Below are 23,371 nucleotides of genomic sequence, written 5' to 3'. Positions count from 1 at the left end.
TCAGTTTAATCACGCATTTCCTTGAGCCACATCAATGCAACGCGACGCGCTTTTGACCCAGGACGAGCTGGACTTCATCCAGAACATGCACCACAACCCGCAGCTTAATGTGCGGGATGTGTCGTCGAGCCTGACGGTCAACGGCGGCGCGCAGATCCGCGACCTGCTCACGCGCCTGGCGGCCCATGAGCATGTGACGATCCAGGCGCAGTTCGATAACCAGCAAATGACCTTTCCACTGCAACTGGTGGAAGACGAGTTCCATGCCCTGCACTTGCGCCTTGGGGTGCCGAGCATTTTCGAGGACGGGCCGATGATCCGGCCCTGGCGCCTGGTGCTCGAAGAACCGGTGGCCCTGGAAAACGTCAAGGGCCAGCCGGGTGTGTTGTGGGTGCATGAAGTCTCGTTCAAGGGCCTGCTGGTGCAGTGCCGGGGCCGCAGCAAACCACCACGCACGTTCTCGATGTGGTTCAGCCCATCCGGCTACGAACGGATTGCGGTGCGTGGCACCCTGGAGCGCGAAACGGCGCGTGGCCTGTTTGCCTACCGCCTGAACCAGGGGGATGTGGATGAAACCGAGCGCCTGCGCCAGTTCATCCTGCAACAGCATCGCCTGGCCCACCCCGAAGTGCATGCCTGATCTCAGGTAGCCAGGGTTCCACTGAGAAACTGCTGCAAGCGCCGCGGCATCAAGCGCCCTTCATTGCCCAGGCAGCCGATGGCAGTCCCTGCCAGTTGCTGTTCGGCCATGTCCGAGGCATCACCGGCCAGCAGCAACGGGCATTCCAGGGTCAGGGCCAACCGCTCCAACCGCTTGGGTAGCTCATGGCTCGGTGAACGGTTGGAGAACAGCACCAGCACCTGCGGGCGGATCTTCTCGCAGACCAGCGTCAACTCATCCAAGGGGTGGCCCACGCTCAGCACATGAACCGCCAGTTCATCACCGCTGAGCATAAGCCCCGCCACCAGCAACTCCAGCTCTCGGCATTCGCCGGCAATGGCTGCCAGCAATACCTGCGGCGTGCGGCCAGCACGAGCGACCTGCAGGCGCTGGACAATCCGCGCGCGCAGGAAACTATCGAAAAACAGCCATTCGCTGGCTTGGCCGAAACGCCCCTGATGGCGCAACAACTGGTGCCAAAGGGGCATCAGGATGTCCTGGAACACCACGACGGCGGGGTACGCCGCAAAAATCTGCCCGTACAGGCGCTCCAGTTGCCGGTCATCAAACGCGCCGATGGCGAGCTGCAACTGCTGCTGCCACTGGACCCACTCATGCTGACCGTCGCCTTCCTGCAACGTGCGCAGGGAAGACGCTTGCGCATCGTCACGTGCGAGGATCCTGCCGACTTTGCTCACTGCGACCCCGCGTTCGATCCAGTCCAGGATGCGATGAACCGTCTCGATGTCCTTCTGCGTGTACAGGCGATGCCCGCTTTCGGTGCGAATCGGCTGGATCAAGCCATAACGCCGCTCCCAGGCCCGCAGGGTGACCGGGTTGATTCCTGTCAATCTCGCGACTTCGCGAATCGGGAACAACTCATCTGCCGCGCATAGAGCGCCTGGCTCAATACCTTGGAAGGGTGCTGTGATTACAGGCATCGCGGGACCAAAACTTATACGAACTTGGATCCCATTTAACGCTTTTATACCTGTCTTTTTCAAGGGACCCGGCCAGCGGTCCAATGTCGCTGGCGTATTTCGTCAAATCAGGAATAATCCTTGCCTGTTTTTTTTGCGTCGCCGCCCTACCCCCGCGGCTTCGCCAGGGACGCCACCTACCCGGTGCTGCGCGCCCACACATTCGGAGATACACAATGTCTACCCTCCCCGTCACCTTGATGGTTGCGCGCCGCGCTGCCCAAGGCCGCTATCAGGACATGATGAGCTGGCTGCGCGAAGGCGAGCAACTGGCCACTGACTTCCCCGGCTACCTGGGTTCCGGCGTGCTTGCACCGCCCGCCGACGGTGGCGAATTCCAGATCATCTTCCGCTTCGCCGACGAGCAGACCCTGCACGCCTGGGAGTTCTCGGCCTCGCGCAGCGCCTGGCTGGGCCGTGGCAGCGAATTGTTTGCCGACCCCATGGAGCATCGCGTCAGCGGCATGGAAGGCTGGTTTGGTGCCGTGGGCCAGCGCCCACCGCGCTGGAAACAGGCCGTGGCGATCTGGCTGGCGTTTTTTCCGGTGTCGTTGCTGTTCAATTTTGGCCTTGAGCCACTGTTGGCCGAGCTGGGCCTGTTCAGCCGTGTGCTGGTCAGCACCCTGGCCCTGACGCCGTTGATGGTCTATCTGTTCATTCCGCTGTCCACCCATTTGCTGGCAGGCTGGCTCAATCCTGCCCCGCAGCGGGTAAAACCTGCCGAAGCCACCGTTTGAGCCGAGCCGCAACAGGCCGGGCGCTGGTATAGTTTTAGCCTGCCAGCGACCCGAGCCTCCCATGACCTCTCCCGCCCCGATCCTGATTACCGGTGCCGGCCAACGTGTCGGCCTGCACTGCGCCCTGCGCCTGCTGGACGACAACCAGCCGGTGATCTTCAGCTATCGCAGTGAACGCCCCGGCGTACAGGCCCTGCGCGAGCGTGGCGCAATTGGCGTGTTTGCCGACTTTTCCTGCGAGGACGGCATCCTGGCCTTCATCAGCGAACTCAAGACCCATACCGACCGCCTGCGGGCAATCATCCACAATGCCTCGACCTGGGCCGCCGAAACACCCGGTGACGAAGCCCATGCCTTTATCGATATGTTCAGTGTGCACATGCTTGCGCCGTACCTGATCAACCTGCATTGTGCAGACTTGTTGCACCACTCGGTGCCGGCCGACATTGTGCACATCAGCGACGACGTGACCCGCAAGGGCAGCCGCCAGCATATTGCCTACTGTGCCAGCAAGGCCGGGCTCGACAGCCTGACCCTGTCCTTCGCCGCCCACTACGCGCCCCGGGTCAAGGTCAATGGCATCTCGCCGGCCATGGTGATGTTCAACGACGGCGACGACGCGACCTATCGCGCCAAGGTCCTGGCCAAGTCGGCACTGGGCATCGAACCCGGGCCCGAGGTGATTTACCAGAGTGTGCGTTACCTGCTGGACAACCCTTATGTGACCGGCACCACCCTGACCGTCAACGGCGGGCGACATGTCAAGTAAACCCGAACACCAGCCGCTGGGGTTCCTGCAACTGATTGGATGGAGCAAGTAGCAATGCCACAACTTCAACCAGGTATGGCGCGCATCCGGGTCAAGGACCTGTGTCTGCGTACCTTCATTGGCATCAACGAGGATGAGATCCTCAACAAGCAGGATGTGTTGATCAACCTGACCATCCTGTATGCCGCACAAGACGCCGTGCGCGACAATGACATCGACCACGCCTTGAACTACCGCACCATCACCAAGGCCATCATCGCCCACGTCGAAGGCAACCGCTTTGCCCTGCTCGAACGCCTGACCCAGGAACTGCTGGACCTGGTGATGGGCAATGAGTCGGTGCTGTATGCCGAGGTCGAAGTCGACAAGCCCCATGCGCTGCGCTTTGCCGAGTCGGTGTCGATTACCCTGGCGGCCAGCCGCTAATCCCCTGAATCTGTGTGAATCCCATGACCGATCAACAACGCCTGGAACTTGAAGCCGCCGCCTTTCGCCGGCTGGTCGCCCACCTGGACAGCCGCAAGGACGTGCAGAATATCGACCTGATGAACCTCGCCGGCTTCTGCCGCAACTGCCTGTCCAAGTGGTACAAGGCCGAAGCCGACGAACGCCAGATCGAGGTCAGCCTCGATGATGCCCGCGAAGTGGTCTACGGCATGCCGTATGCCGAGTGGAAAGCCCAATACCAGCAAGAAGCCAGCGCCGAACAACAAGCGGCGTTTGCCAAAGGAAAACCCCATGACTGACCTGAACACCCTGCGCGCCAGCCTCGACAGCGGCGCACACGCGTTTGCCGACACCCTGGCCTTTATTGCCGCCGGCTACGACTACCAGCCACAGGCCTTCAGCAACGGCGGCGTAGAAAACGCCGCCGGGCAGAACGAAGGCTCATGCAAGACCCTGGGCCTGGCGCTGCTGGAAGGCTTGAGCGACCAGCAGGCTTTGCTGGCGTTCGGTGAGCATTACCGTTCGGTGTTGGCGACGCCTGAGGGCACGGATCACGGCAATATCCGCGCGTTGATCGAGCATGGGTTGGCGGGTGTGAAGTTCAGCGCCCAGCCCCTGACTCGAAAATCCTGAGCCAAACACCGACCCAAAATGTGGGAGCGGGCTTGCTCGCGATAGCGGAGTGTCAGTCACTGTCTGTGTTTCTGATACACCGCTATCGCGAGCAAGCCCGCTCCCACATTTGAATGGCGGTACTTATCAAATCCCGCCCATAAAAAAACCGGCCTCGCAGCCGGTTTTTTGAGTGCAGCGCTTTAGCAGGAAACGTCTTTCAAGCCATCGAGGTAACGCTCGGCATCCAGGGCCGCCATGCAGCCGGCGCCGGCCGAGGTGATGGCCTGGCGGTAGACGTGGTCAGCCACGTCGCCGGCGGCAAAGATGCCTTCGAGGTTGGTCGCGGTGGCATTGCCTTCACGGCCGCCCTGCACCACCAGGTAACCGTCTTTGGCGGTCAGCTTGCCTTCAAACAACGAGGTGTTCGGGGTGTGGCCAATGGCGATGAACACGCCGTCGACTTTCAGCTCGTCAAAGCTGCCATCGTTGTTTTTCAGGCGCGCACCGGTCACGCCCATGGTGTCGCCCAGGACTTCATCCAGGGTGGCGTTGAGCTTGAGGATGATCTTGCCTTCGGCAACCCGCGCGTGCAGCTTGTCGATCAGGATCTTCTCGGCGCGGAAGGTTTCGCGGCGGTGCACCAGGGTCACAGTGCTGGCGATGTTGGCCAGGTACAGTGCCTCTTCTACAGCGGTGTTACCACCCCCGACCACGGCCACCGGCTTGTTGCGATAGAAGAAGCCGTCGCAGGTCGCGCAGGCGGAAACGCCCTTGCCCATGAACGCTTCTTCCGATGGCAGGCCCAGGTAACGGGCGCTGGCGCCGGTGGCGATGATCAGCGCGTCACAGGTGTACACGCCGCTGTCGCCGGTCAGGCTGTAGGGCTTTTTCGAGAAGTCCACGGCATTGATATGGTCGAAGACGATTTCGGTCTCGAAACGCTCGGCGTGTTCTTTCATACGCTCCATCAGCACCGGGCCGGTCAGGCCGTGGACATCGCCCGGCCAGTTGTCGACTTCAGTGGTGGTGGTCAACTGACCCCCCGCCTGCATGCCGGTGATCAGCAACGGCTTGAGGTTGGCCCGGGCCGCGTAGACCGCAGCGCTGTAACCGGCAGGGCCGGAACCGAGAATAATCACTCGCGAATGACGGGTATCAGACATGACTCACTCCTATCGACCGCCCGGACTACAGAGCGGCTGGAATAAAAAAGGACCGCGAAGCACTTGGGGAAGGCTTGAACTCGCAGGCCCTGAAAATAATGGGTGCAGCGTATAGAGGGGGGCAAGATTAAGGAAATACGGATTAACAATCCAGCTCATAGGTGGTCTCTATTCTGTGACACCGATTAATCAACATGTTTGTTACCGTTAATGTCGGCTTGCTGAGCGTGCTTTCACCCTACCGGCAAAGCCGGTAAGGTCGGCGCGTTCGCCCTTTTGCCCGGAGTTTTTCCATGCCCGCCCCCGTTCTGTCAGGCCCACAATACCTGCGTGAAGGCCTGAAACTGGTCTTGAGCCCAGGCCTGCGCCTGTTCGTCCTGCTACCCCTGGCGATCAACCTGATATTGTTCGTCGGGTTGATCTATTTCGCTGGCCATCAGTTCAGCCTGTGGGTCGATACCCTGATGCCGACGCTGCCCAGCTGGCTGAGCTTCCTCAGCTACATCCTGTGGCCGCTGTTTGTGCTGCTGGTGGCGTTTATGGTGTTTTTCAGCTTCACCATGCTCGCCAATATCATCGCCGCGCCGTTTAACGGCTTTCTTGCGGAGAAAGTCGAAGTGGTGGTGCGCGGTACCGATGACTTCCCCGCCTTCAGCTGGGCCGAGCTGTTCGCCATGGTCCCGCGCACCCTGGCCCGGGAAATGCGCAAGCTGGGCTATTTCCTGCCCCGGGCCATCGGCCTGTTTATCCTGTCCTTCATCCCGGTGGTCAACCTGATTGCCGCACCGCTGTGGCTGCTGTTCGGGGTGTGGATGATGGCGATCCAATACATCGACTACCCGGCCGACAACCACAAGCTGGGCTGGAACGAAATGCTCGCCTGGCTGCGCCAGAAGCGCTGGCAGAGCATGAGCTTCGGCGGCATCGTCTACCTGGTGCTGCTGGTGCCGGTGGTCAACCTGCTGATGATGCCGGCGGCGGTGGCCGGGGCGACGTTGTTCTGGGTGCGTGAACGCGGCGCTGAAACGATGCTGGCGCAAAAGCCCTGACCCAATGGATTGACCTGGATCATGGTGATTTGCCCATACAGAGCACATGGTTATTAACACTATAAGCCTGTGGGGAGCACACCATGTACAGACCGTTGATGCTGATGTTCGGATTGATGTTGGGCGGCGAGGCCTGGGGGGCCGCCGCCGCCAATGAGCCCATCCTGCCAGTGCAACCGGCGAAGATCACCGATGCCGACAAGGTCGAGTTGGGCAAGCAATTGTTCTTCGACCCGCGCTTGTCCAAGTCCGGCTTCATTTCCTGCAACTCGTGCCACAACCTGAGCATGGGTGGCAGCGACAATCTGCCCACCTCCATCGGGCACAACTGGCACCAGGGGCCGATCAACTCGCCGACGGTGCTCAACTCGAGCATGAGCGTCGCGCAGTTCTGGGATGGGCGCGCGGCCACCCTGCAGGAGCAGGCCGGTGGGCCGATCGCCAACCCCGGCGAGATGGGCTTTACCCACGACCTGGCCGTGGATGTACTGCGCTCGATCCCGCAATACCAGGCCTCGTTCAAAAAAGTGTATGGCGATGGCGGCATCAAGTTCGACGATGTGACCAACGCCATCGCGGCCTTTGAAGAAACCCTGGTTACCCCCAACGCCCCGTTCGACCGCTGGTTGCTGGGCGATAAAAAAGCCATCAGCGCCACCGCAGCGCAGGGCTACCAGTTGTTCAAGAGCATCGGCTGCGTGGCATGCCACAACGGCGAGGCGGTCGGTGGCAGCACCTTCCAGAAAATGGGCATGGTCGAACCCTATGCCACCCAGAACCCGGCCCAGGGCGTGGCGGGCCTGACCGGCAAGGATCAGGACCGGATGATGTTCAAGGTGCCGACCTTGCGTAACGTCGCCCTGACCTACCCCTACTTCCACGACGGTGCCTACTGGAACCTGAGCGAAGCCGTGGACGTCATGGCCCGCCTGCAACTGGGGCGCAAGTTGAGCACCGATGAAGTCGGCCAGATTGTCGCGTTCCTCGACACCCTGACCGGCGACCAGCCGGACTTCAAGTTGCCGGCCCTGCCGCCGTCTTCGGCCAAGACTCCGCGCCCCACGCCGTTCAACTGAGCCAATACCGGGCCGTGTCGTCATAAATCCGTCATGGCGATGACACAATGACGACACGGCCCACGCCGACACTGGCTGCATGACGACAGCTTTCCTGAATATCACCCTGATTACCGAAACCTTCCCGCCGGAAATCAACGGCGTGGCCAACACCCTTGGCCGCCTGTGCGAAGGACTGCGAGCACGCGGCCACCAGGTAGAGCTGATCCGCCCCAGGCAAGACAGCGATCAAAGCCGGCCCAGCGATGACGGCCTGCTGCTGTGCCGTGGCTGGCCGCTGCCGGGCTATCCGGGCCTGCAATGGGGCCAATCGTCGATGCACAAGCTGTTGCGGCGCTGGAAGCGCCAGCGCCCGGACGTGCTGTATATCGCCACCGAAGGCCCGCTGGGCCTGTCGGCACTGCGTGCGGCACGGCGCCTGGGCATCAGCGTGGTCAGCGGTTTTCATACCAATTTCCAGCAATATTCCAACCAATATGGCCTGGGCATGCTCAGCCGTGTCCTGACCCATTACCTGCGCTGGTTCCACAACCGTTCCACCCTGACCCTGGTGCCCAGCGTCAGCCAGCGCCTGGAACTGGAACGCCGCCACTTCGAGCGCCTGGGCATGCTGGCGCGTGGGGTGGACAGCCAACTGTTCCATCCGGTCAGGCGCGATAACACCTTGCGTGAAGGCTGGGGCCTGGGCAATGACGCTATCGCCGTGCTGCATGTCGGGCGTTTGGCCCAGGAAAAGAACCTGGGGCTGCTCAAGCGCTGCTTCGACTCACTGCAAGCCACTTATCCACAGCGCCCCCTGAAGCTGGTCATCGTCGGCGATGGCCCGCAACGGGCGAGCCTGGAGAAAGCGCTACCCGAGGCGATTTTCTGCGGCAGCCGGCGCGGTGAGGACCTGGCCAGGCACTACGCCTCGGGCGATCTGTTTCTGTTCCCCAGCCTGACCGAGACCTTTGGCAACGTGGTGCTGGAGGCCATGGCCTCAGGGCTTGGCGTAGTGGCCTACGATCAGGCAGCCGCCACCCAGCATATCCGCCACGGCTACAGCGGCGCACTGGCGATGCCCGGGGATGAGGCGGCGTTTTGCGACGCGGCCAACTGGCTGTTGGATGAACAGGAGAACTTGCGACGGGTACGCCTCAATGCCCGGCAGCATGCCAGCCGTCAGGGATGGCCAGCCATTATCGAGCAGTTCGAGTACCAGTTACGCAGCGTATGCGATGAGGAACGGGGGATGACGGACCGCTCGCGCCTGGTGTGATGTATAGCGTTACCTTGGACATGGAACCAACTGCGCATAAACAGCCATACAAGGTGTGTAGTGCGTTCACGCCTGCGCAGACAATCATTTGATGGAGTCATGACCATGGTAAGCCTCGACCAGTTAGCGTTCCAGCCTAACCTATCCGGCCCCCTGCTGCCCGAAAGCCGCCGGGATCCAGGGCAGTATGAACATCTATGGCAAAAACATGGCCGGGATATGGAGCCCTATTCCGCCGCCGAGCAGAGAATATTTAACAGTGGCCGATTCAATCGCCTCACCCTTGACGCAGACAGCCCGGCCGAAGAAGCCCTGAAAGCAAAGATGGGTCGTAATGATCTTCGGATGCAGTTAGGGGTATCGTCAAAAAATCCTCCAACCCCGTTTGTCGACATTTCCAGGGCTCCCTTTCAACGACCTTTCCCCGTCACAGGCGACCCCTACCGCGGTTAAAGCTGAGCCCAGGCCATACCCCCTTGAGGTATTCGATAGCACACCGCCACAACTGACTCAATGCCTCAGGATCTGGACAACCCTGATGTCGGGCGCAGTTGACATGCTCTGCGCCCCTCTCAGGTGAGCCGGGTTACACCAGGGTCATCAACGCCTCACGGCTGAACGGCAAGATATCGCCCTCACGCCCTTCACGCACTTTCAGCGCCCAATCCGGATCCACCAGTAGCGCACGGCCCACGGCTACCAGGTCGAACTCGTCGTTGTTCAAGCGCTCCAGCAGTTTTTCCAGGCTGGCCGGCTGGGCAATTTTGTCGGTGTTGACCATGAACTGCAGGAACTCGCCATCCAGGCCGACACTGCCCACGGTGATGGTCGGCTTGCCGGTGAGCTGGCGGGTCCAACCGGCCAGGTTCAGCTCGGAACCCTCGAACTCCGGCTCCCAGAAACGCCGGGTGGAACAATGGAAAATATCCACGCCCGCGTCAGACAACGGCTTGAGGAACTCACCCAATGCCTCGGGGGTTTGCACCAGGCGCGCGGTGTAATCCTGCTGCTTCCATTGGGAGAAGCGGAAAATGATCGGGAATTGGGGGCCGACCGCCGCACGTACAGCTTGAATCAACTCGATGGCGAACCGCGAACGCTTGGCCTGGCTGCCGCCGTATGCATCCGTACGCGGGTTGCTGGCGTCCCAGAAGAACTGATCCACCAGGTAACCGTGGGCACCGTGGATCTCCACGCCGTCCATGCCGATGGCCTGGGCATCCTTGGCGGCCTGGGCGAAGGCGGCGATCACGTCCTGGATGTCCTGGGCCGTCATGCCGTGGACCACCACCTTGCCGTCCTTGAGCTTTTCCACCGGGCCATAGGCCGGCACGCTGGCATCCGGCTCGGTGCCAAGGCGGCGTACGCTGCCGACATGCCACAACTGCGGGACGATCTTGCCCCCTTCGGCATGCACCGCATCAACCACCTTCTTCCAGCCGGCCAATGCCGCTTCGCCGTAGAAGTGCGGCACGTTCGGATAACCATTAGAAGCCGGGTGGCCCACCACCGTGCCCTCCGTGATGATCAGGCCGACGCCGGCCGCCGCGCGACGGCGGTAGTACTCGATCACTTTGGAGTTGGGTACGCCACCCGGGGAAAACGAACGAGTCATCGGCGCCATCACCACACGGGACGGCAATTGCAGCGCACCGAGCTGGAACGGTTTGAACAAGGCTTGGACAGGCATGGGAGCACTCCGCACGAGAGGGATTTTATGATGCGGATAATATGGAGTGCGGACAGGGTGGGATAGCACTATTGATTGCGGTGATTAAGGGGTAAAAGCCGTGAGCCACACAAAACACGGTAGGAGCCGGCAAGCCAGCCCCACCAACAAGCTCAGGCCAGGGCCTTTTCGATGGCCTGGGTGACACTCGGATCATCCGGCGCGGTACGCGGGGAAAACCGCGCCAGTACCCGCCCATCCTTGCCCAGCAGGAATTTCTCGAAATTCCAGGTGATATCCCCGGGAAACTCCGCGCCCTCCCCCGCCAACAGGCGGTACAACTGGTGGCGCTCGGGACCGTTCACCGAAAGCTTGCTGCCCAGGGGAAAGCTCACGCCATAGTTGAGGCTGCAGAACGCCTGGATCTCGTCTTCGGTCCCCGGTTCCTGGCCTGCAAACTGATTGCATGGCAGGCCCAGCACAGTGAAGCCCTGGCCCTTGTATTGCTGGTAGAGGTTTTCCAGCGCGGCATATTGCGGGGTCAGCCCACATTTGGAGGCGACATTGACCACCAGCACGACTTGCCCCTTGTAGGGCGCCAGAGGCAGCTCCTGACCATCCAGGGCTTTGAGTTTAAGGTCGTGGAAAGCACTCATGACAAACTCCAGATTTCCCATATTCTGTGTAACGGCCATCCGAGATTACAGCCGCCCAGCCGGCAAGAATAGCCGCCAATCAAAAAAGGCGCCCGAAGGCGCCTTTCTTTTCAATTGACCGGGCGTACCCCGTCAATCAATGGTGGTGACCACCTTCGCCGTGCACGTGGCCGTGGGCCACTTCTTCCTGGGACGCGTCGCGGATGGCCACGATCTTGACCTGGAAGTTCAGGCGCTGGCCCGCCAGCGGGTGGTTGCCGTCGACGGTGACATCGTCGCCGTCCAGGTCGCGAATGGTCACGATCTGCATCTGGCCGTCCGGTGCGGAGGCGTGGAACTGCATGCCCACTTCCAGTTCGTCGACGCCTTCGAACATGCTGCGGCTCAGGGTGCTGACCAGTTCGGCCGAGTACTCGCCGTAGGCATCTTCGGGTTCTACGGCAACGGTCAGCTCATCACCTACCTCTTTGCCTTCCAGGGCCTTTTCCAGGCCCGGGATGATGTTCCCTGCGCCTTGCAGGTAGACCAGCGGCGCGCCGCCGGCGGAGCTGTCGATGACCTCACCAGCGTCGTTGGTCAGGGTATAGTCAATGGAGACAGCCTTGTTGGCGGCGATCGGCATGGGGCGAGACCTTTTGCATAAGAATGAAGAACGGACAAGTCTAAACAAGGATTTGCCCGAAAGCGAACAGAACCCGGACAGACGGGGGCAATCCAGTGACTCGACAGTCGTCGGATTTCATCAGGACGCGCACGGCCACTGGGTCGCGGCGCTGTCCTGCGGCCATACGCAGCACCTGCGCCACCAGCCGCCCTGGCAATCCCGGGCCTGGGTGGTTGACCCAGCGCAGCGCCTGGCAAAAATAGGCCAGCCCTTTGCCTGTGGCTGGTGTGCGCAGCGCCCGGATAACGATACCCTTGGCAGCTGATTCCCGGTCGGCGCGCAGCCATAGCGCACCACCCAAGCCATGCACCTTCAGAGAATTCGCATGCAGACTTTTTTTATCGCGCCCACCGATTTTGGTGTGGGTCTGACCTCCATCAGCCTTGGGCTGGTGCGCACCCTTGAGCGGGCCGGGCTGAAAGTCGGCTTTTTCAAGCCCATTGCCCAGCCCCATCCCGGCGACACCGGGCCTGAACGTTCCACCGAACTGGTGGCGCGTACCCACGGCCTGAAACCACCCCAACCCCTGGGCCTGGCCCATGTCGAGCGGATGCTCGGCGATGGCCAGCTCGATGAGCTGCTCGAAGAAATCATCACCCTGTACCAGCAGGCCGCCGTGGGCAAGGACGTGCTGATCGTCGAAGGCATGGTGCCGACCCGCAGCACCAGCTATGCGGCACGGGTCAACCTGCACCTGGCCAAAAGCCTGGATGCCGAAGTCATTCTGGTCTCGGCCCCGGAAAACGAAGTGCTGACCGAACTCTCCGGCCGTGTGGAGTTGCAGGCACAACTGTTCGGCGGCCCGAAAGACCCGAAAGTGCTGGGGGTGATCCTCAACAAGGTGCAGACCGACGAGAGCATGGAGGCCTTCGCCGCCCGCCTCAAGGAGCATTCGCCGTTGCTGCGCAGTGGCGATTTCCGCCTGCTCGGCTGCATCCCGTTCCAGCTCGAGCTCAACGCCCCGCGCACTCGCGATGTGGCCGACCTGATGGGCGCGCAAGTGCTCAACGCCGGCGACTATGAAACCCGGCGCATGAACAAAATCATCATTTGCGCGCGCACCATGCGCAACACCGTGGAACTGCTCAAGCCCGGCGTGCTGGTGGTGACGCCGGGGGATCGCGACGACATCATCCTCGCCGTCAGCCTGGCGGCGATCAATGGCGTGCCCCTGGCCGGCCTGTTGCTGACCAGCGACACCCTGCCCGACCCACGGATCATGGACCTGTGCCGTGGCGCGTTCCAGGCCGGGCTGCCGGTGTTGTCGGTGAGCACCGGCTCCTACGACACCGCCAACCAGCTCAACAGCCTGAACAAGGAAATCCCGATTGATGACCGCGAACGCGCGGAGATCATCACCGATTTCGTCGCCAGCCACCTGGACGCCCGCTGGCTGCACCAGCGTTGCGGCACGCCACGGGAAATGCGCCTGTCGCCGGCGGTGTTCCGCTACCAGTTGATCCAGCGCGCCCAGGCCGCCAACAAGCGCATCGTGCTGCCCGAAGGCAGCGAGCCGCTGACCGTGCAAGCCGCCGCCATCTGCCAGGCCCGGGGCATTGCCCGCTGCGTGCTGCTGGCCAAGCCGGCCGACGTCGAGGCCGTAGCCCGCGCCCAGGGCATCGAGTTGCCCGAAGGCCTGGAGATTCTCGACCCGGACCTGATTCGCGAGCGCTATGTCGAGCCAATGGTGGCGCTGCGCAAGAGCAAAAGCCTCAACGCACCGATGGCCGAGCAGCAACTGGAAGACACCGTGGTGATCGCCACCATGATGCTGGCGCTGGATGAAGTGGACGGCCTGGTCTCCGGGGTCATCCACTCCACCGCCAATACCATCCGCCCGGCCCTGCAACTGATCAAGACCGCGCCGGGCTGCACCCTGGTGTCGTCGGTGTTTTTCATGCTGTTCCCCGAGCAGGTGCTGGTGTACGGCGACTGCGTAATGAACCCGCACCCCAGCGCCGCGGAACTGGCGGAAATCGCCCTGCAAAGCGCCGACTCGGCCGCCGCCTTCGGCATCACCCCGCGCGTGGCGATGATCAGCTATTCCAGCGGCGATTCGGCCAGTGGCGAAGAAGTGGAGAAGGTCCGCGAGGCCACCCTGCTGGCCCATGAACAACAGAGCTCGCTGCTGATCGACGGCCCGTTGCAGTACGATGCCGCCGCCAACGAAAACGTCGCCCGGCAACTGGCGCCCAACAGCCTGGTGGCGGGCAAGGCCACAGTCTTTGTGTTCCCCGACCTCAACACCGGCAACACCACCCACAAGGCGGTACAGCGCAGTGCCGATTGCGTCAGCCTCGGGCCGATGCTGCAGGGCCTGCGCAAACCCGTGAACGACCTGCCCCGTGGGGCCCAGGTGGACGATATTGTCTACACCATCGCCCTGACTGCGATTCAAGCCGCCAACCGACCTATGGATGCCTAAATGCTGGATTTTCTGCCTGCCGCCCTGCGCGGGGTGATTGCCTCGTTACTGCTGGCGTTGAACACCCTCCTGCTGTGTTCATTTCTGTTTATCGTCGCGTTGTTCAAGGCGCTGCCGTTCGCCAAGCGCTTCAGCGAATGGTTGATGAACCACACCCATGAGGCGTGGATCAGCAACAACAAGGCCTGGATGAACCTGGTGTGCCGTACGCGCTGGCACCTCAAGGGCCTGGAAGGCCTGGACTACCAGCACTCGTACCTGGTGACCAGCAACCACCAGAGCTGGGTCGACATCATGGTGTTGCAGTACGTACTCAATCGGCGGATCCGCCCGCTGAAGTTTTTCCTCAAGCAGGAGCTGATCTGGGTGCCGGTGATCGGCCTGGCGTGGTGGGCCCTGGGTTTCCCCTTCATGAAGCGCTACACCAAGGCCTACCTGGAAAAACACCCGGAGAAAAAAGGCAAGGACCTGGAAACCACCCGCAAGACCTGCGCGAAGTTCCGCGACAACCCGGTGGGTATTTTCAACTTTGCCGAAGGCACGCGGTTTACCCCTGGCAAACATGCTCAGCAACAATCGCCGTTGCGCTATCTGCTCAAGCCCAAGGCCGGTGGCATTGCGTTTGTACTGGATGCCATGGGCGAGCAGTTGAAATCGCTGGTGAACGTAACCATTCACTACCCTGACGGGCGTCCCGGCTATTGGGATCTGCTGTGCGGCAATGTGCGGGAGGTGGTGGTGCAGTTTGAAGAGGTGCAGATCCCGGCCGAGTTCATTGGCAAGAATTATGAGCAGGACGGGGAATATCGGTTGGCGTTCCAGGGCTGGATCAACCAGTTGTGGGAAGACAAGGATGCCTTACTGAGCCGGCTTCACATCGAGTACTCAGGCAACTGATCGTTCCCACGCTCTGCGTGGGAATGCATCCCCTGACACTCCGCGTCACCACCTCAAGAGCGGACGCGGAGCGTCCAAGGCGGCATTCCCACGCGGAGCGTGGGAACGATCAGCAAACGTACCGAAACAGTATTGTTGGCAACTGATTTTCCAGGCTCTCCCACTCAGCCATACGCCCGGTTTAAACACCGGGTATCTGGATCGCGCACATCTGTGCCCTGAAAAATGATTACGGGAGCCAACTCTATGACCATCACCTCTTCATCCCCAATACTTCCTGCAACACCACAGCCAACCGCAGAAAACCAGACACAGCCGGCTTATAAACGAACCTATGAAGACGGCAACCTGACAATCAGCGCAGACTTCGATCTCGCGGACGTGAACAGTCAGGACAACTATAGAAACGTCACTATTAACACCGGCAACCACAACGACCGCATTCACCTGCGCCTGGACCCTGACCAAAAGTTGACGGCCGATATCAACGGCAAAAGCTATCCGCTAAACATGCCCAACCAACCGCTCTCTACAATCACGATCAATACCAACGGCGGCGACGACCGTGTGAGTGTTGATGACAACGTAAAAAGTATCCTCGAGATCAATACCGGAGACGGTAACGATTTCTTCAAGGGCGGAGGCGGTATTGCAAGCGTCCACTTGGGTGACGGGGATGACCAGGCCTACCTGGGTCTAGGCGGTACGCTTCATGGCGAAAACGGTAACGACTTCCTGGCCGGAGGTCGGGGTTGGCGGAACAACCTGCTGGGGGGGAGCGGCAGTAACATCATGATAGGCGCAAAAGTCGGTAACCTCGACCAGAAAACCTCTATCACAGGCAGCGGGGATCACGACACAATGACCGTGCTTTCTGGAAAATTTTCTATCAGCAGTGGTGCCGGAACATCCTTCATCACCACCGAAGGCGTTGGTGAAATCAAGATAGGCAAGGGCCACAACATAATCGATACCACCTCGCAAGCAGATATCTACGGAACCAAAGACACTGACGTACTCAACCGGGTCGAAGTGTCTGATGGCAAATCGGCCTAATCCCTAGATATAAAAAAGCCCGCCACCGATCACTCGATGGCGGGCTTTTAGCTTGCCGCTTAAAGCTTGCCGCTAACCCGCAGCAACTCCAGCACCTGCTTGACGCTGTCCTCCAGCGACAATGCCTGCGTATCAATCACCAGGTCGGCATTCAACGGCACGTCGTACGGGAACGACTCGCCAGGGATGTTATCCCCACCGGCGGCGTACAAGCCTTGCGGGTCACGTTCGGCACACACCAGCGGCGAGGCCTGCACGTAGACCGTGAGCAGGCGATCACTGCCGATCAGCGCCTTGGCCTGTTCGCGGCCTTCGGCATCCGGCGCCACGAAGGCGGCCAGGGTCAGCAGGCCGGCTTCGTTGAACTGCCGCGCCACGTGGGCGGCACGCCGCCAGTTCTCGGTGCGCCCGGCACGGTCCTGTGGCAGGCCTTTATTGAGGTCATGCCGCAGGTTCTGCCCATCGAGCACAAACACCGCACGGCCCATGTCGAACAGCTTGCGCTCGACGGCATAGGCCAGGGTGCTCTTGCCCGCGCCCGACAGGCCGCTGAACAACACGGTAGCCGGCTGCTGGCCAAAGCGCTGGGCGCGCTCCTCGGTGGCCACGTGGGCCAGTTTGCCGTGCTGCGCAGCACCGCCATGGCTGGCCGGTGGCGCGATGATCATGCCCGCCGCCACGGTGCCGTTGGTCAACCGGTCGATCACGATAAAGGCGCCGGTGGTGCGGTTGCTGGCATAGCCGTCCAGGGCAATGGCCGCGTCGAGGCTGACCTTGACCCGGCCGATTTCGTTCAACTGCAAGGCACTGGCCGGGCCTTCCTCCAGAGTGTTCACATCCACGCGATGCACAATGCTGGCAATGGAACCCGGCACATAACTGGTGGCGCGCTTGATGTCGTATTTCTTGCCCGGCAGCATCGGCTCCTCGGCCATCCACACCAGCATGGCGTCGAAGGCGTCGGTGACTTGCGGCACGTTGTCGGCATGCACCAGCAGGTCGCCACGGGAGATGTCGATCTCGTCTTCCATGGTCAGGGTCACCGCCTGGCCGGGGCCTGCGTGCTCCAGCTCACCGTCGAAGGTGACGATGGATTTGACGCGGCTGCTCTTGCCCGACGGCAGCACCACGACTTCGTCGCCCTTGTGCACGATGCCGCTGGCCAGGGTCCCGGCAAAACCCCGGAAGTTCAGGTTCGGCCGGTTGACGTACTGCACCGGGAACCGCAGGTCGGTGTAGTTGCGGTCGTTGGCGATCTCGACGGTTTCGAGGATCTCCATCAGTGACTGGCCGGTGTACCACGGCGAACGCTCGCTCTTGTTCACCACGTTATCGCCCTTGAGCGCCGACATCGGCACAAAGGCCATGGTGCTCGGCTTGAACGCGATGCCCTCGGCAAACTTCAGGTAGTCGGCCTTGATCGACTCGAAAATGCTTTCGTCGAAACCGTTGAGGTCCATCTTGTTGATGGCGATGACGATGTGCTTGATGCCCAACAGCGAGGCGATAAAGCTGTGGCGACGGGTCTGGGTCTGCACGCCGTAGCGCGCGTCCACCAGGATGATCGCCAGGTCACAGGTGGACGCACCGGTGGCCATGTTGCGGGTGTACTGCTCATGGCCCGGGGTGTCGGCGATGATGAATTTGCGCTTGGCGGTGGAGAAATAGCGGTAGGCCACATCAATGGTGATGCCCTGCTCACGCTCGGCCTGCAGGCCGTCGACCAGCAAGGCCAGGTCGATATCGTCACCGGTGGTGCCGACTTTTTTCGAGTCGCGGGTGATGGCTTCCAGATGGTCTTCGTAGATCATCTTCGAGTCGTGCAGCAGGCGCCCGATCAGGGTGCTCTTGCCGTCATCGACGTTGCCACAGGTCAGAAAGCGCAGCATTTCCTTGCGTTCGTGCTGGCCCAGGTAGGCGAGGATGTCCTCGCTGATCAAATCAGATACGTGCGACATGACAACCCCTTAGAAATAACCCTGACGTTTTTTATCTTCCATGGAGCCGGCGCCATCGTGGTCGATGACCCGGCCCTGGCGCTCGGAAGTTCGCGTCAGGAGCATTTCCTGGATGATGTCCGTCAGCGTCTCGGCTTCGGACTCCACCGCGCCCGTCAGCGGGTAGCAGCCAAGGGTACGGAAACGGACTTTCTTCTTGACGATACGGGCTTTGTCTTCGTCGGACAGGTGTTCGAGGATGCGCTCGTCATCGATCATGATCAGCGTGCCGTTCTTCTCGATCACTTCACGTTCGGCGGCGAAATACAGCGGCACGATCGGGATGCCTTCCAGATAGATGTACTGCCAGATATCCAGCTCGGTCCAGTTGGACAGCGGGAACACGCGGATCGACTCGCCCTTGTTGACGTTGCCGTTGTAGACGTTCCACAACTCCGGGCGCTGGTTTTTCGGGTCCCAGCGGTGCTTGCTGTCGCGGAACGAGTACACGCGCTCCTTGGCGCGGGATTTCTCTTCATCGCGACGGGCGCCGCCGAACGCGGCGTCGAAACCATGCTGGTCCAAGGCCTGCTTGAGGCCTTCGGTCTTCATGATATCGGTGTGCTTGGCGCTGCCGTGGGTGAACGGGTTGATGCCCTGCGCTACGCCGTCCGGGTTGACGTGGGTGATCAGCTCCAGGCCCAGCTCCTCGACCATGCGGTCGCGAAACTTGTACATTTCCTGGAATTTCCACTGGGTGTCCACATGCATCACCGGGAACGGCAACTTGCCCGGAAAGAATGCCTTGCGCGCCAGATGCAGCATCACGGCGGAGTCTTTGCCGATGGAGTAGAGCATTACCGGGTTGTCGAACTCAGCGGCAACCTCACGGATGATGTGGATGCTCTCCGCCTCCAGCTGTTTGAGATGCGTCAGTTTATCGACCATGGCTACTCACGGAAAAACGATTCTTTTTGGACGGCCTGCGGGCCGTGTTCGAGCGAGGCATGCTAGCACAGCACCTGCTTCTATTCAGGGAGCTGGCTAGATCGAAACGGTATATGGATATACCTCTCGGTTTGCCCGCAATGGCGGGCCTGTGGGAAGGCTTAGATCGGGTTGGGACAGTCGATAAACAGGTGCTCCAGGGCAAAGCGCCGGGCCAGGTAATCGCCCAGGGCCTGCACACCATAACGCTCGGTGGCGTGATGGCCGGCGGCGATAAAGCTGATGTCGTTTTCCCGGGCGCTGTGGAAGGTTTGCTCCGACGCTTCGCCACTGAGATACAGATCGACCCCGGCCAGCACGGCCTGATCGATGTAACCCTGGCCACCGCCCGTGCACCAGCCCACGCGGCGGATCATCGCGCTGCCTTCGATCAGCAGCGGTTCGCGGCCCATGGCTTCCTGCACGCGGCGGGCGAAATCCCGCGCCGACAGCGGCTCGGCCAGGGAGCCCACCAGCCCCACGACCTTGAGGTTGTCCGGGTCCAGCGGGCCCTCGACGGTGATGTCCAACTGGCGGGCCAACTGCACGTTGTTGCCCACGTCTGGGTGCAGGTCCAGCGGCAGGTGGTAGGCCAAGAGGCTGATGTCGTGCTTGAGCAGGGTCTTGAGGCGGCGCTGCTTCATGCCGGTGATGCACGGGCTCTCGCCCTTCCAGAAATAGCCGTGGTGCACCAGCACCAGGTCGGCCTTGGCCTCTACCGCCGCGTCGAGCAGCGCTTGGCTGGCGGTCACGCCACTGACAATGCGCAACACCTGTGGCCGGCCTTCGACCTGCAGGCCATTGGGGCAGTAGTCGGCAATTTTTGCGCTGTTCAAGTAGCGATCCGCTTCTTCAACCAGGGTGCTCAGGGCAACGGCCATACAAAGACTCCTAAATATCCCGTTCAGAGGCGCTCGCGGCCTCGTATAATGCGCGACATTATGGGCGCTCCCACGCCCCCTGCAACCTGTCAGGACTTACTTGATGCTCAAGGCGCTGCGTTTTTTTGGATGGCCATTGTTGGCCGGCGTGCTGATCGCGATGCTGATCATTCAGCGTTATCCGCAATGGGTCGGCCTGCCAAGCCTGGACGTCAACCTGCAACAGGCACCGCAAACCAGCGCAGTGCAACAGGGCCCGGTGACCTACGCCGATGCCGTGGTGGTGGCCGCGCCTGCGGTGGTCAACCTGTACACCACCAAAGTCATCAATAAACCGGCGCACCCGTTGTTTGAAGACCCGCAGTTCCGGCGCTTTTTCGGCGACAACTCGCCCAAGCAGCGCCGCATGGAGTCGAGCCTGGGCTCCGGGGTGATCATGAGCCCGGAAGGCTACATCCTCACCAACAACCATGTCAGCACCGGGGCCGACCAGATTGTGGTGGCCCTGCGTGATGGCCGCGAAACCCTGGCGCGGGTGGTGGGCAGCGACCCGGAAACCGACCTGGCCGTTTTGAAAATCGACCTCAAGCACCTGCCGTCCATCACCATCGGCCGCTCCGAAGGCCTGCGCGTCGGCGATGTGGCGCTGGCGATCGGCAACCCGTTCGGTGTCGGCCAGACCGTGACCATGGGCATCATCAGCGCCACCGGGCGCAATCAGTTGGGCCTCAACAGCTACGAAGACTTTATCCAGACCGACGCGGCGATCAACCCGGGCAACTCCGGCGGCGCACTGGTGGACGCCAATGGCAACCTGACCGGCATCAACACCGCGATCTTCTCCAAGTCCGGTGGCTCCCAGGGCATCGGTTTCGCGATCCCGGTGAAGCTGGCGATGGAAGTGATGAAGTCGATCATCGAACACGGCCAGGTGATCCGTGGCTGGCTGGGGATTGAAGTGCAACCGCTGACCAAGGAGCTGTCGGAATCCTTTGGCCTGACCGGGCGCCCGGGCATCGTCATCGCCGGCATCCTGCGTGGCGGCCCGGCAGAAAAGGCCGGGATGCAGGTCGGCGATGTGATCCTCAGCATCGACGGCGAACCGGCGGGCGATGGCCGGCGTTCGATGAACCAGGTCGCGCGGATCAAGCCCACGGAAAAGGTCGCGATCCAGGTCATGCGCAACGGCAAGGAGATCAAGCTGCTGGCCGAAGTGGGCCTGCGCCCGCCGCCCGCACCGGTGAAAGAGCAGGAATAAAGGGCAACCCTTAAAGAGAGACACTCTCAATAGTCATGTTATATTATTTCAATATTGATATTGGAATGTTAGACCATGACGTCTCGAAAGTTTGCGCCCCTGGCCGGTCTCGCCTTGGGATTGCTGGTGGACCCGGTGTTTGCAGAAGACACCACCCCCCTTGAATTGGCCACCACCAGCATCACCGGCGAGGCCTATGAATCCGCCACCGGCCCGGTCAAGGGCTACCGCGCAACCCGCTCGGCCAGCGCAACCAAGACCGACACCGCCCTGCGCGATATCCCACAATCGATCAGTGTAATTCCCGCCACGGTGCTCAAGGACCTGGGCAGTCACAATGTCGAGCGCGCCCTGGAATTTGCCGGCGGCGTGTCCAAACAGAACAACTTCGGTGGCCTGACTCTTTACGAATACAGCATTCGCGGCTTCACCACCTCGGAGTTCTACCAGGACGGGTTCAGCGCCAACCGTGGCTACCCCAGCACCCCGGACACGGCCAATATCGAACGCATCGAGGTGCTCAAGGGCCCCGCCGCCAGCCTGTATGGCCGTGGCGATCCCGGCGGCACCGTGAATATCGTCACCAAGAAGCCCCAAGCCGAAGCCTTCACCACCGTGCAGACCAGCGCCGGCAGTTGGGACCGCTACCGCACCGCCGTGGATATCAACACCCCGCTGGACAGCGAAGGCCGGGTGCTGTCGCGGGTCAATCTGGCGGTAGAGGACAACCACAGTTTCCGCGATCATGTGCAAAGCAAACGGGTGTTTGTCGCCCCTTCGTTCAGCTGGCAACTGGACCCGGACACCAGCCTGCTGGTGGAAAGTGAGTTTGTGCGCCACAGCTCCACATTCGACCGGGGCATCGTTGCCCCCAACAACCGCTGGGGCGGCATGTCCCGCTCGACCTTCCTTGGCGAGCCCAACGACGGCGATATCGATAACCACAACAACCGTCTGCAAGCCACCCTCGAACATCACTTGAACGATGCCTGGAAACTGCGCCTGGCCAGCCACTACAAACAGGGCAGCCTGTGGGGCGAAGCCTCGGAAAACCGCGCGCTGAATGCCGACGGCCGTACCATCAACCGCCGCTACCGCCAGCGCTCCATGGGCTGGCACGACAGCATCACCCAGTTGGAGCTGCGTGGCCTGTTCGAGATCGGCAGTTGGCAGCATGAAGTGCTGATCGGCACCGAGTACGAGGACTACCGCAAGAAAGAACGGGTGACCGCCATCGCCGGCAGCTACCCCATCGACATCTATAAGCCGGTCTACGGCCAGCCCAAGCCCAATGGTCTGCGCTCGGGCAGCGATTTTTTCACCCAGGTGAAAAGCCAGGCGCTGAACCTGCAAGACCAGATCATCTTTACCGACCGCCTGCGCGGGGTGGTGGGCGTGCGCCTGGAGCACGTCGAGCAAAGCTCGCAGGACTACACCCGCAACGGTGCCAAGAGCCAGAAAACCCACGATGTCATGACCCAGCGGGCCGGCCTGCTGTATCAACTGACCCCGCAAGTGGGCCTGTTTGCCAACGCCTCCACCTCGTTCAAACCGCAAAGCGAGCTGGACGCAGCCGGCAATTTCCTCAAGCCCGAGGAAGGCATTGGTTATGAAGTCGGCATCAAGAGCGAGCTGTTCGACGACCGCCTGAGCGCGACCCTGGCCGCCTTCCATATCGAAAAGGAAAACACCCTGGCCACCGACCCGGCCACCGACACCAAACGCGCCATCGGCAAGGCCCGCAGCCAGGGCTTGGACCTGCAAGTGAGCGGGCAACTGACGGATGCCGTGCGAGTGATTGGCGCCTTGGCCTACATCGACGCCGAAGTGACCAAGGGCGACAAGGAGATCCCCACCGGTAGCCGCATTCTCGGCGTGGCCAAACGCAGTGGCAGCCTGTTGGGCGTGTATGAGTTCCAGGATGGCGCCCTGCGTGGCTCGGACCTGGGCGCGGCGTTTACCTATGTGGGCGACCGTTCAGGCGAGGCCGGTAAAAGCTTCGAGTTGCCGGCCTACCACACCGTCGACCTGCTGGCCCATTACAAGGCCAGCGATAACCTCACCGTGGGCCTGAATCTCAACAACCTGTTCGACGAAAAGTACTACGAGCGCTCCTACAGCAACTACTGGGTCAACCCCGGAGAGCCGCGCAACTTCACCGTCAGCCTGACCCTCAACCTGTAAAA

General features: G+C 61.3%; 24 protein-coding genes. 16 read left to right on the top strand and 8 right to left on the bottom strand.

Features of this window, described 5'->3' with window-relative positions; genetic code table 11:
* The first annotated feature begins 34 nt into the window (after window positions 1–34).
* Window positions 35–640, top strand: coding sequence for a hypothetical protein (locus AO268_RS04280; RefSeq protein ID WP_076962823.1), 606 nt, complete (start codon window positions 35–37; stop codon window positions 638–640).
* Between the two features lie 2 nt (window positions 641–642).
* On the opposite strand, the gene AO268_RS04275 is transcribed toward AO268_RS04280, so the two are convergent.
* Complete coding sequence (locus tag AO268_RS04275; RefSeq protein ID WP_099167976.1) at window positions 643–1,602, bottom strand: MerR family transcriptional regulator; 960 nt, start codon at window positions 1,600–1,602, stop codon at window positions 643–645.
* Between the two features lie 215 nt (window positions 1,603–1,817).
* On the opposite strand from AO268_RS04275, the gene AO268_RS04270 reads away from it, so the two are divergent.
* From AO268_RS04270 to AO268_RS04250, 5 genes are all read left to right on the top strand, one after another.
* The gene (locus tag AO268_RS04270) at window positions 1,818–2,378 is read left to right on the top strand and encodes an antibiotic biosynthesis monooxygenase (RefSeq protein WP_076962825.1); all 561 of its coding nucleotides are present in this window, start codon (window positions 1,818–1,820) and stop codon (window positions 2,376–2,378) included.
* 61 nt (window positions 2,379–2,439) lie between these two features.
* Window positions 2,440–3,147 carry a dihydromonapterin reductase gene (gene folM, locus AO268_RS04265; RefSeq protein ID WP_099167975.1) on the top strand — a complete coding sequence of 236 codons (708 nt, stop codon included), beginning with the start codon at window positions 2,440–2,442 and terminating at the stop codon, window positions 3,145–3,147.
* A gap of 54 nt (window positions 3,148–3,201) precedes the next feature.
* The gene (gene folX, locus AO268_RS04260; RefSeq protein ID WP_076962827.1) at window positions 3,202–3,573 is read left to right on the top strand and encodes a dihydroneopterin triphosphate 2'-epimerase; all 372 of its coding nucleotides are present in this window, start codon (window positions 3,202–3,204) and stop codon (window positions 3,571–3,573) included.
* A gap of 23 nt (window positions 3,574–3,596) precedes the next feature.
* Entirely contained in the window at window positions 3,597–3,893 is a 297-nt protein-coding gene (locus AO268_RS04255; protein ID WP_057437796.1) for a DUF1244 domain-containing protein, read from the top strand.
* Entirely contained in the window at window positions 3,886–4,227 is a 342-nt protein-coding gene (locus AO268_RS04250; RefSeq protein WP_076962829.1) for a HopJ type III effector protein, read from the top strand. The genes AO268_RS04255 and AO268_RS04250 overlap by 8 nt, the downstream gene beginning before the upstream one ends.
* Window positions 4,228–4,409: 182 nt before the next feature.
* On the opposite strand, the gene trxB is transcribed toward AO268_RS04250, so the two are convergent.
* A complete protein-coding gene (gene trxB, locus AO268_RS04245) occupies window positions 4,410–5,372 on the bottom strand; it encodes a thioredoxin-disulfide reductase (RefSeq protein ID WP_076962830.1) in 963 nt (320 codons plus the stop codon).
* Window positions 5,373–5,665: 293 nt separating this feature from the next.
* Between trxB and cysZ the strand changes: the two genes are divergently transcribed.
* The 4 genes from cysZ to AO268_RS04225 all read left to right on the top strand — a co-directional run bounded on the left by cysZ (window position 5,666) and on the right by AO268_RS04225 (window position 9,208).
* Entirely contained in the window at window positions 5,666–6,421 is a 756-nt protein-coding gene (gene cysZ / locus AO268_RS04240; protein WP_029295586.1) for a sulfate transporter CysZ, read from the top strand.
* Between the two features lie 83 nt (window positions 6,422–6,504).
* Window positions 6,505–7,497, top strand: a complete 993-nt coding sequence (locus AO268_RS04235; RefSeq protein WP_099167974.1) for a cytochrome-c peroxidase — start codon at window positions 6,505–6,507, stop codon at window positions 7,495–7,497.
* A gap of 79 nt (window positions 7,498–7,576) precedes the next feature.
* Entirely contained in the window at window positions 7,577–8,755 is a 1,179-nt protein-coding gene (locus AO268_RS04230) for a glycosyltransferase family 4 protein (RefSeq protein ID WP_099167973.1), read from the top strand.
* A 105-nt stretch (window positions 8,756–8,860) separates the two neighbouring features.
* The gene (locus AO268_RS04225; protein ID WP_076962833.1) at window positions 8,861–9,208 is read left to right on the top strand and encodes a hypothetical protein; all 348 of its coding nucleotides are present in this window, start codon (window positions 8,861–8,863) and stop codon (window positions 9,206–9,208) included.
* Window positions 9,209–9,341: 133 nt separating this feature from the next.
* On the opposite strand, the gene AO268_RS04220 is transcribed toward AO268_RS04225, so the two are convergent.
* The 3 genes from AO268_RS04220 to AO268_RS04210 form a co-directional block, all read right to left on the bottom strand.
* Window positions 9,342–10,445: an NADH:flavin oxidoreductase gene (locus AO268_RS04220; RefSeq protein ID WP_099167972.1), complete on the bottom strand. Its 1,104-nt coding sequence runs from the start codon at window positions 10,443–10,445 to the stop codon at window positions 9,342–9,344.
* Window positions 10,446–10,597: 152 nt separating this feature from the next.
* Window positions 10,598–11,080: a glutathione peroxidase gene (locus tag AO268_RS04215; protein ID WP_099167971.1), complete on the bottom strand. Its 483-nt coding sequence runs from the start codon at window positions 11,078–11,080 to the stop codon at window positions 10,598–10,600.
* Between the two features lie 136 nt (window positions 11,081–11,216).
* A complete protein-coding gene (locus AO268_RS04210; RefSeq protein WP_017476012.1) occupies window positions 11,217–11,702 on the bottom strand; it encodes an FKBP-type peptidyl-prolyl cis-trans isomerase in 486 nt (161 codons plus the stop codon).
* Here AO268_RS04210 and AO268_RS04205 point away from each other — a divergent pair.
* The 4 genes from AO268_RS04205 to AO268_RS04190 all read left to right on the top strand — a co-directional run bounded on the left by AO268_RS04205 (window position 11,671) and on the right by AO268_RS04190 (window position 16,122).
* Complete coding sequence (locus AO268_RS04205; RefSeq protein ID WP_076962865.1) at window positions 11,671–12,009, top strand: DUF3565 domain-containing protein; 339 nt, start codon at window positions 11,671–11,673, stop codon at window positions 12,007–12,009. The two genes, AO268_RS04210 and AO268_RS04205, sit on opposite strands and share 32 nt — an antisense overlap.
* Before the next feature lie 60 nt (window positions 12,010–12,069).
* Window positions 12,070–14,169 (top strand): phosphate acetyltransferase, encoded by a 2,100-nt coding sequence (pta, locus tag AO268_RS04200; RefSeq protein ID WP_099167970.1) that lies wholly within the window; start codon window positions 12,070–12,072, stop codon window positions 14,167–14,169.
* The gene (locus AO268_RS04195) at window positions 14,170–15,066 is read left to right on the top strand and encodes an acyltransferase (RefSeq protein ID WP_099167969.1); all 897 of its coding nucleotides are present in this window, start codon (window positions 14,170–14,172) and stop codon (window positions 15,064–15,066) included.
* A gap of 246 nt (window positions 15,067–15,312) precedes the next feature.
* Window positions 15,313–16,122, top strand: a complete 810-nt coding sequence (locus AO268_RS04190; RefSeq protein ID WP_099167968.1) for a hypothetical protein — start codon at window positions 15,313–15,315, stop codon at window positions 16,120–16,122.
* Between the two features lie 59 nt (window positions 16,123–16,181).
* On the opposite strand, the gene cysN is transcribed toward AO268_RS04190, so the two are convergent.
* The 3 genes from cysN to AO268_RS04175 all read right to left on the bottom strand — a co-directional run bounded on the left by cysN (window position 16,182) and on the right by AO268_RS04175 (window position 19,927).
* Window positions 16,182–18,080: a sulfate adenylyltransferase subunit CysN gene (gene cysN / locus AO268_RS04185; RefSeq protein ID WP_076962840.1), complete on the bottom strand. Its 1,899-nt coding sequence runs from the start codon at window positions 18,078–18,080 to the stop codon at window positions 16,182–16,184.
* A 9-nt stretch (window positions 18,081–18,089) separates the two neighbouring features.
* Window positions 18,090–19,007: a sulfate adenylyltransferase subunit CysD gene (gene cysD / locus AO268_RS04180; protein ID WP_057437780.1), complete on the bottom strand. Its 918-nt coding sequence runs from the start codon at window positions 19,005–19,007 to the stop codon at window positions 18,090–18,092.
* Between the two features lie 161 nt (window positions 19,008–19,168).
* Complete coding sequence (locus AO268_RS04175) at window positions 19,169–19,927, bottom strand: Nif3-like dinuclear metal center hexameric protein (RefSeq protein WP_057958314.1); 759 nt, start codon at window positions 19,925–19,927, stop codon at window positions 19,169–19,171.
* A gap of 103 nt (window positions 19,928–20,030) precedes the next feature.
* On the opposite strand from AO268_RS04175, the gene algW reads away from it, so the two are divergent.
* Window positions 20,031–21,185 (top strand): Do family serine endopeptidase AlgW, encoded by a 1,155-nt coding sequence (gene algW, locus AO268_RS04170; protein WP_076962841.1) that lies wholly within the window; start codon window positions 20,031–20,033, stop codon window positions 21,183–21,185.
* A gap of 75 nt (window positions 21,186–21,260) precedes the next feature.
* Window positions 21,261–23,369: a TonB-dependent siderophore receptor gene (locus AO268_RS04165; protein WP_099167967.1), complete on the top strand. Its 2,109-nt coding sequence runs from the start codon at window positions 21,261–21,263 to the stop codon at window positions 23,367–23,369.
* The last annotated feature ends 2 nt before the right edge of the window (window positions 23,370–23,371 follow it).

Origin of the sequence: Pseudomonas sp. ICMP 8385 (assembly GCF_002699915.1) — a bacterium.
Taxonomy (GTDB): Bacteria; Pseudomonadota; Gammaproteobacteria; order Pseudomonadales; family Pseudomonadaceae; genus Aquipseudomonas; species Aquipseudomonas gessardii.
Note: the sequence above shows the minus strand (reverse complement) of the source record. Positions and strands in the feature narration are given on the sequence as shown.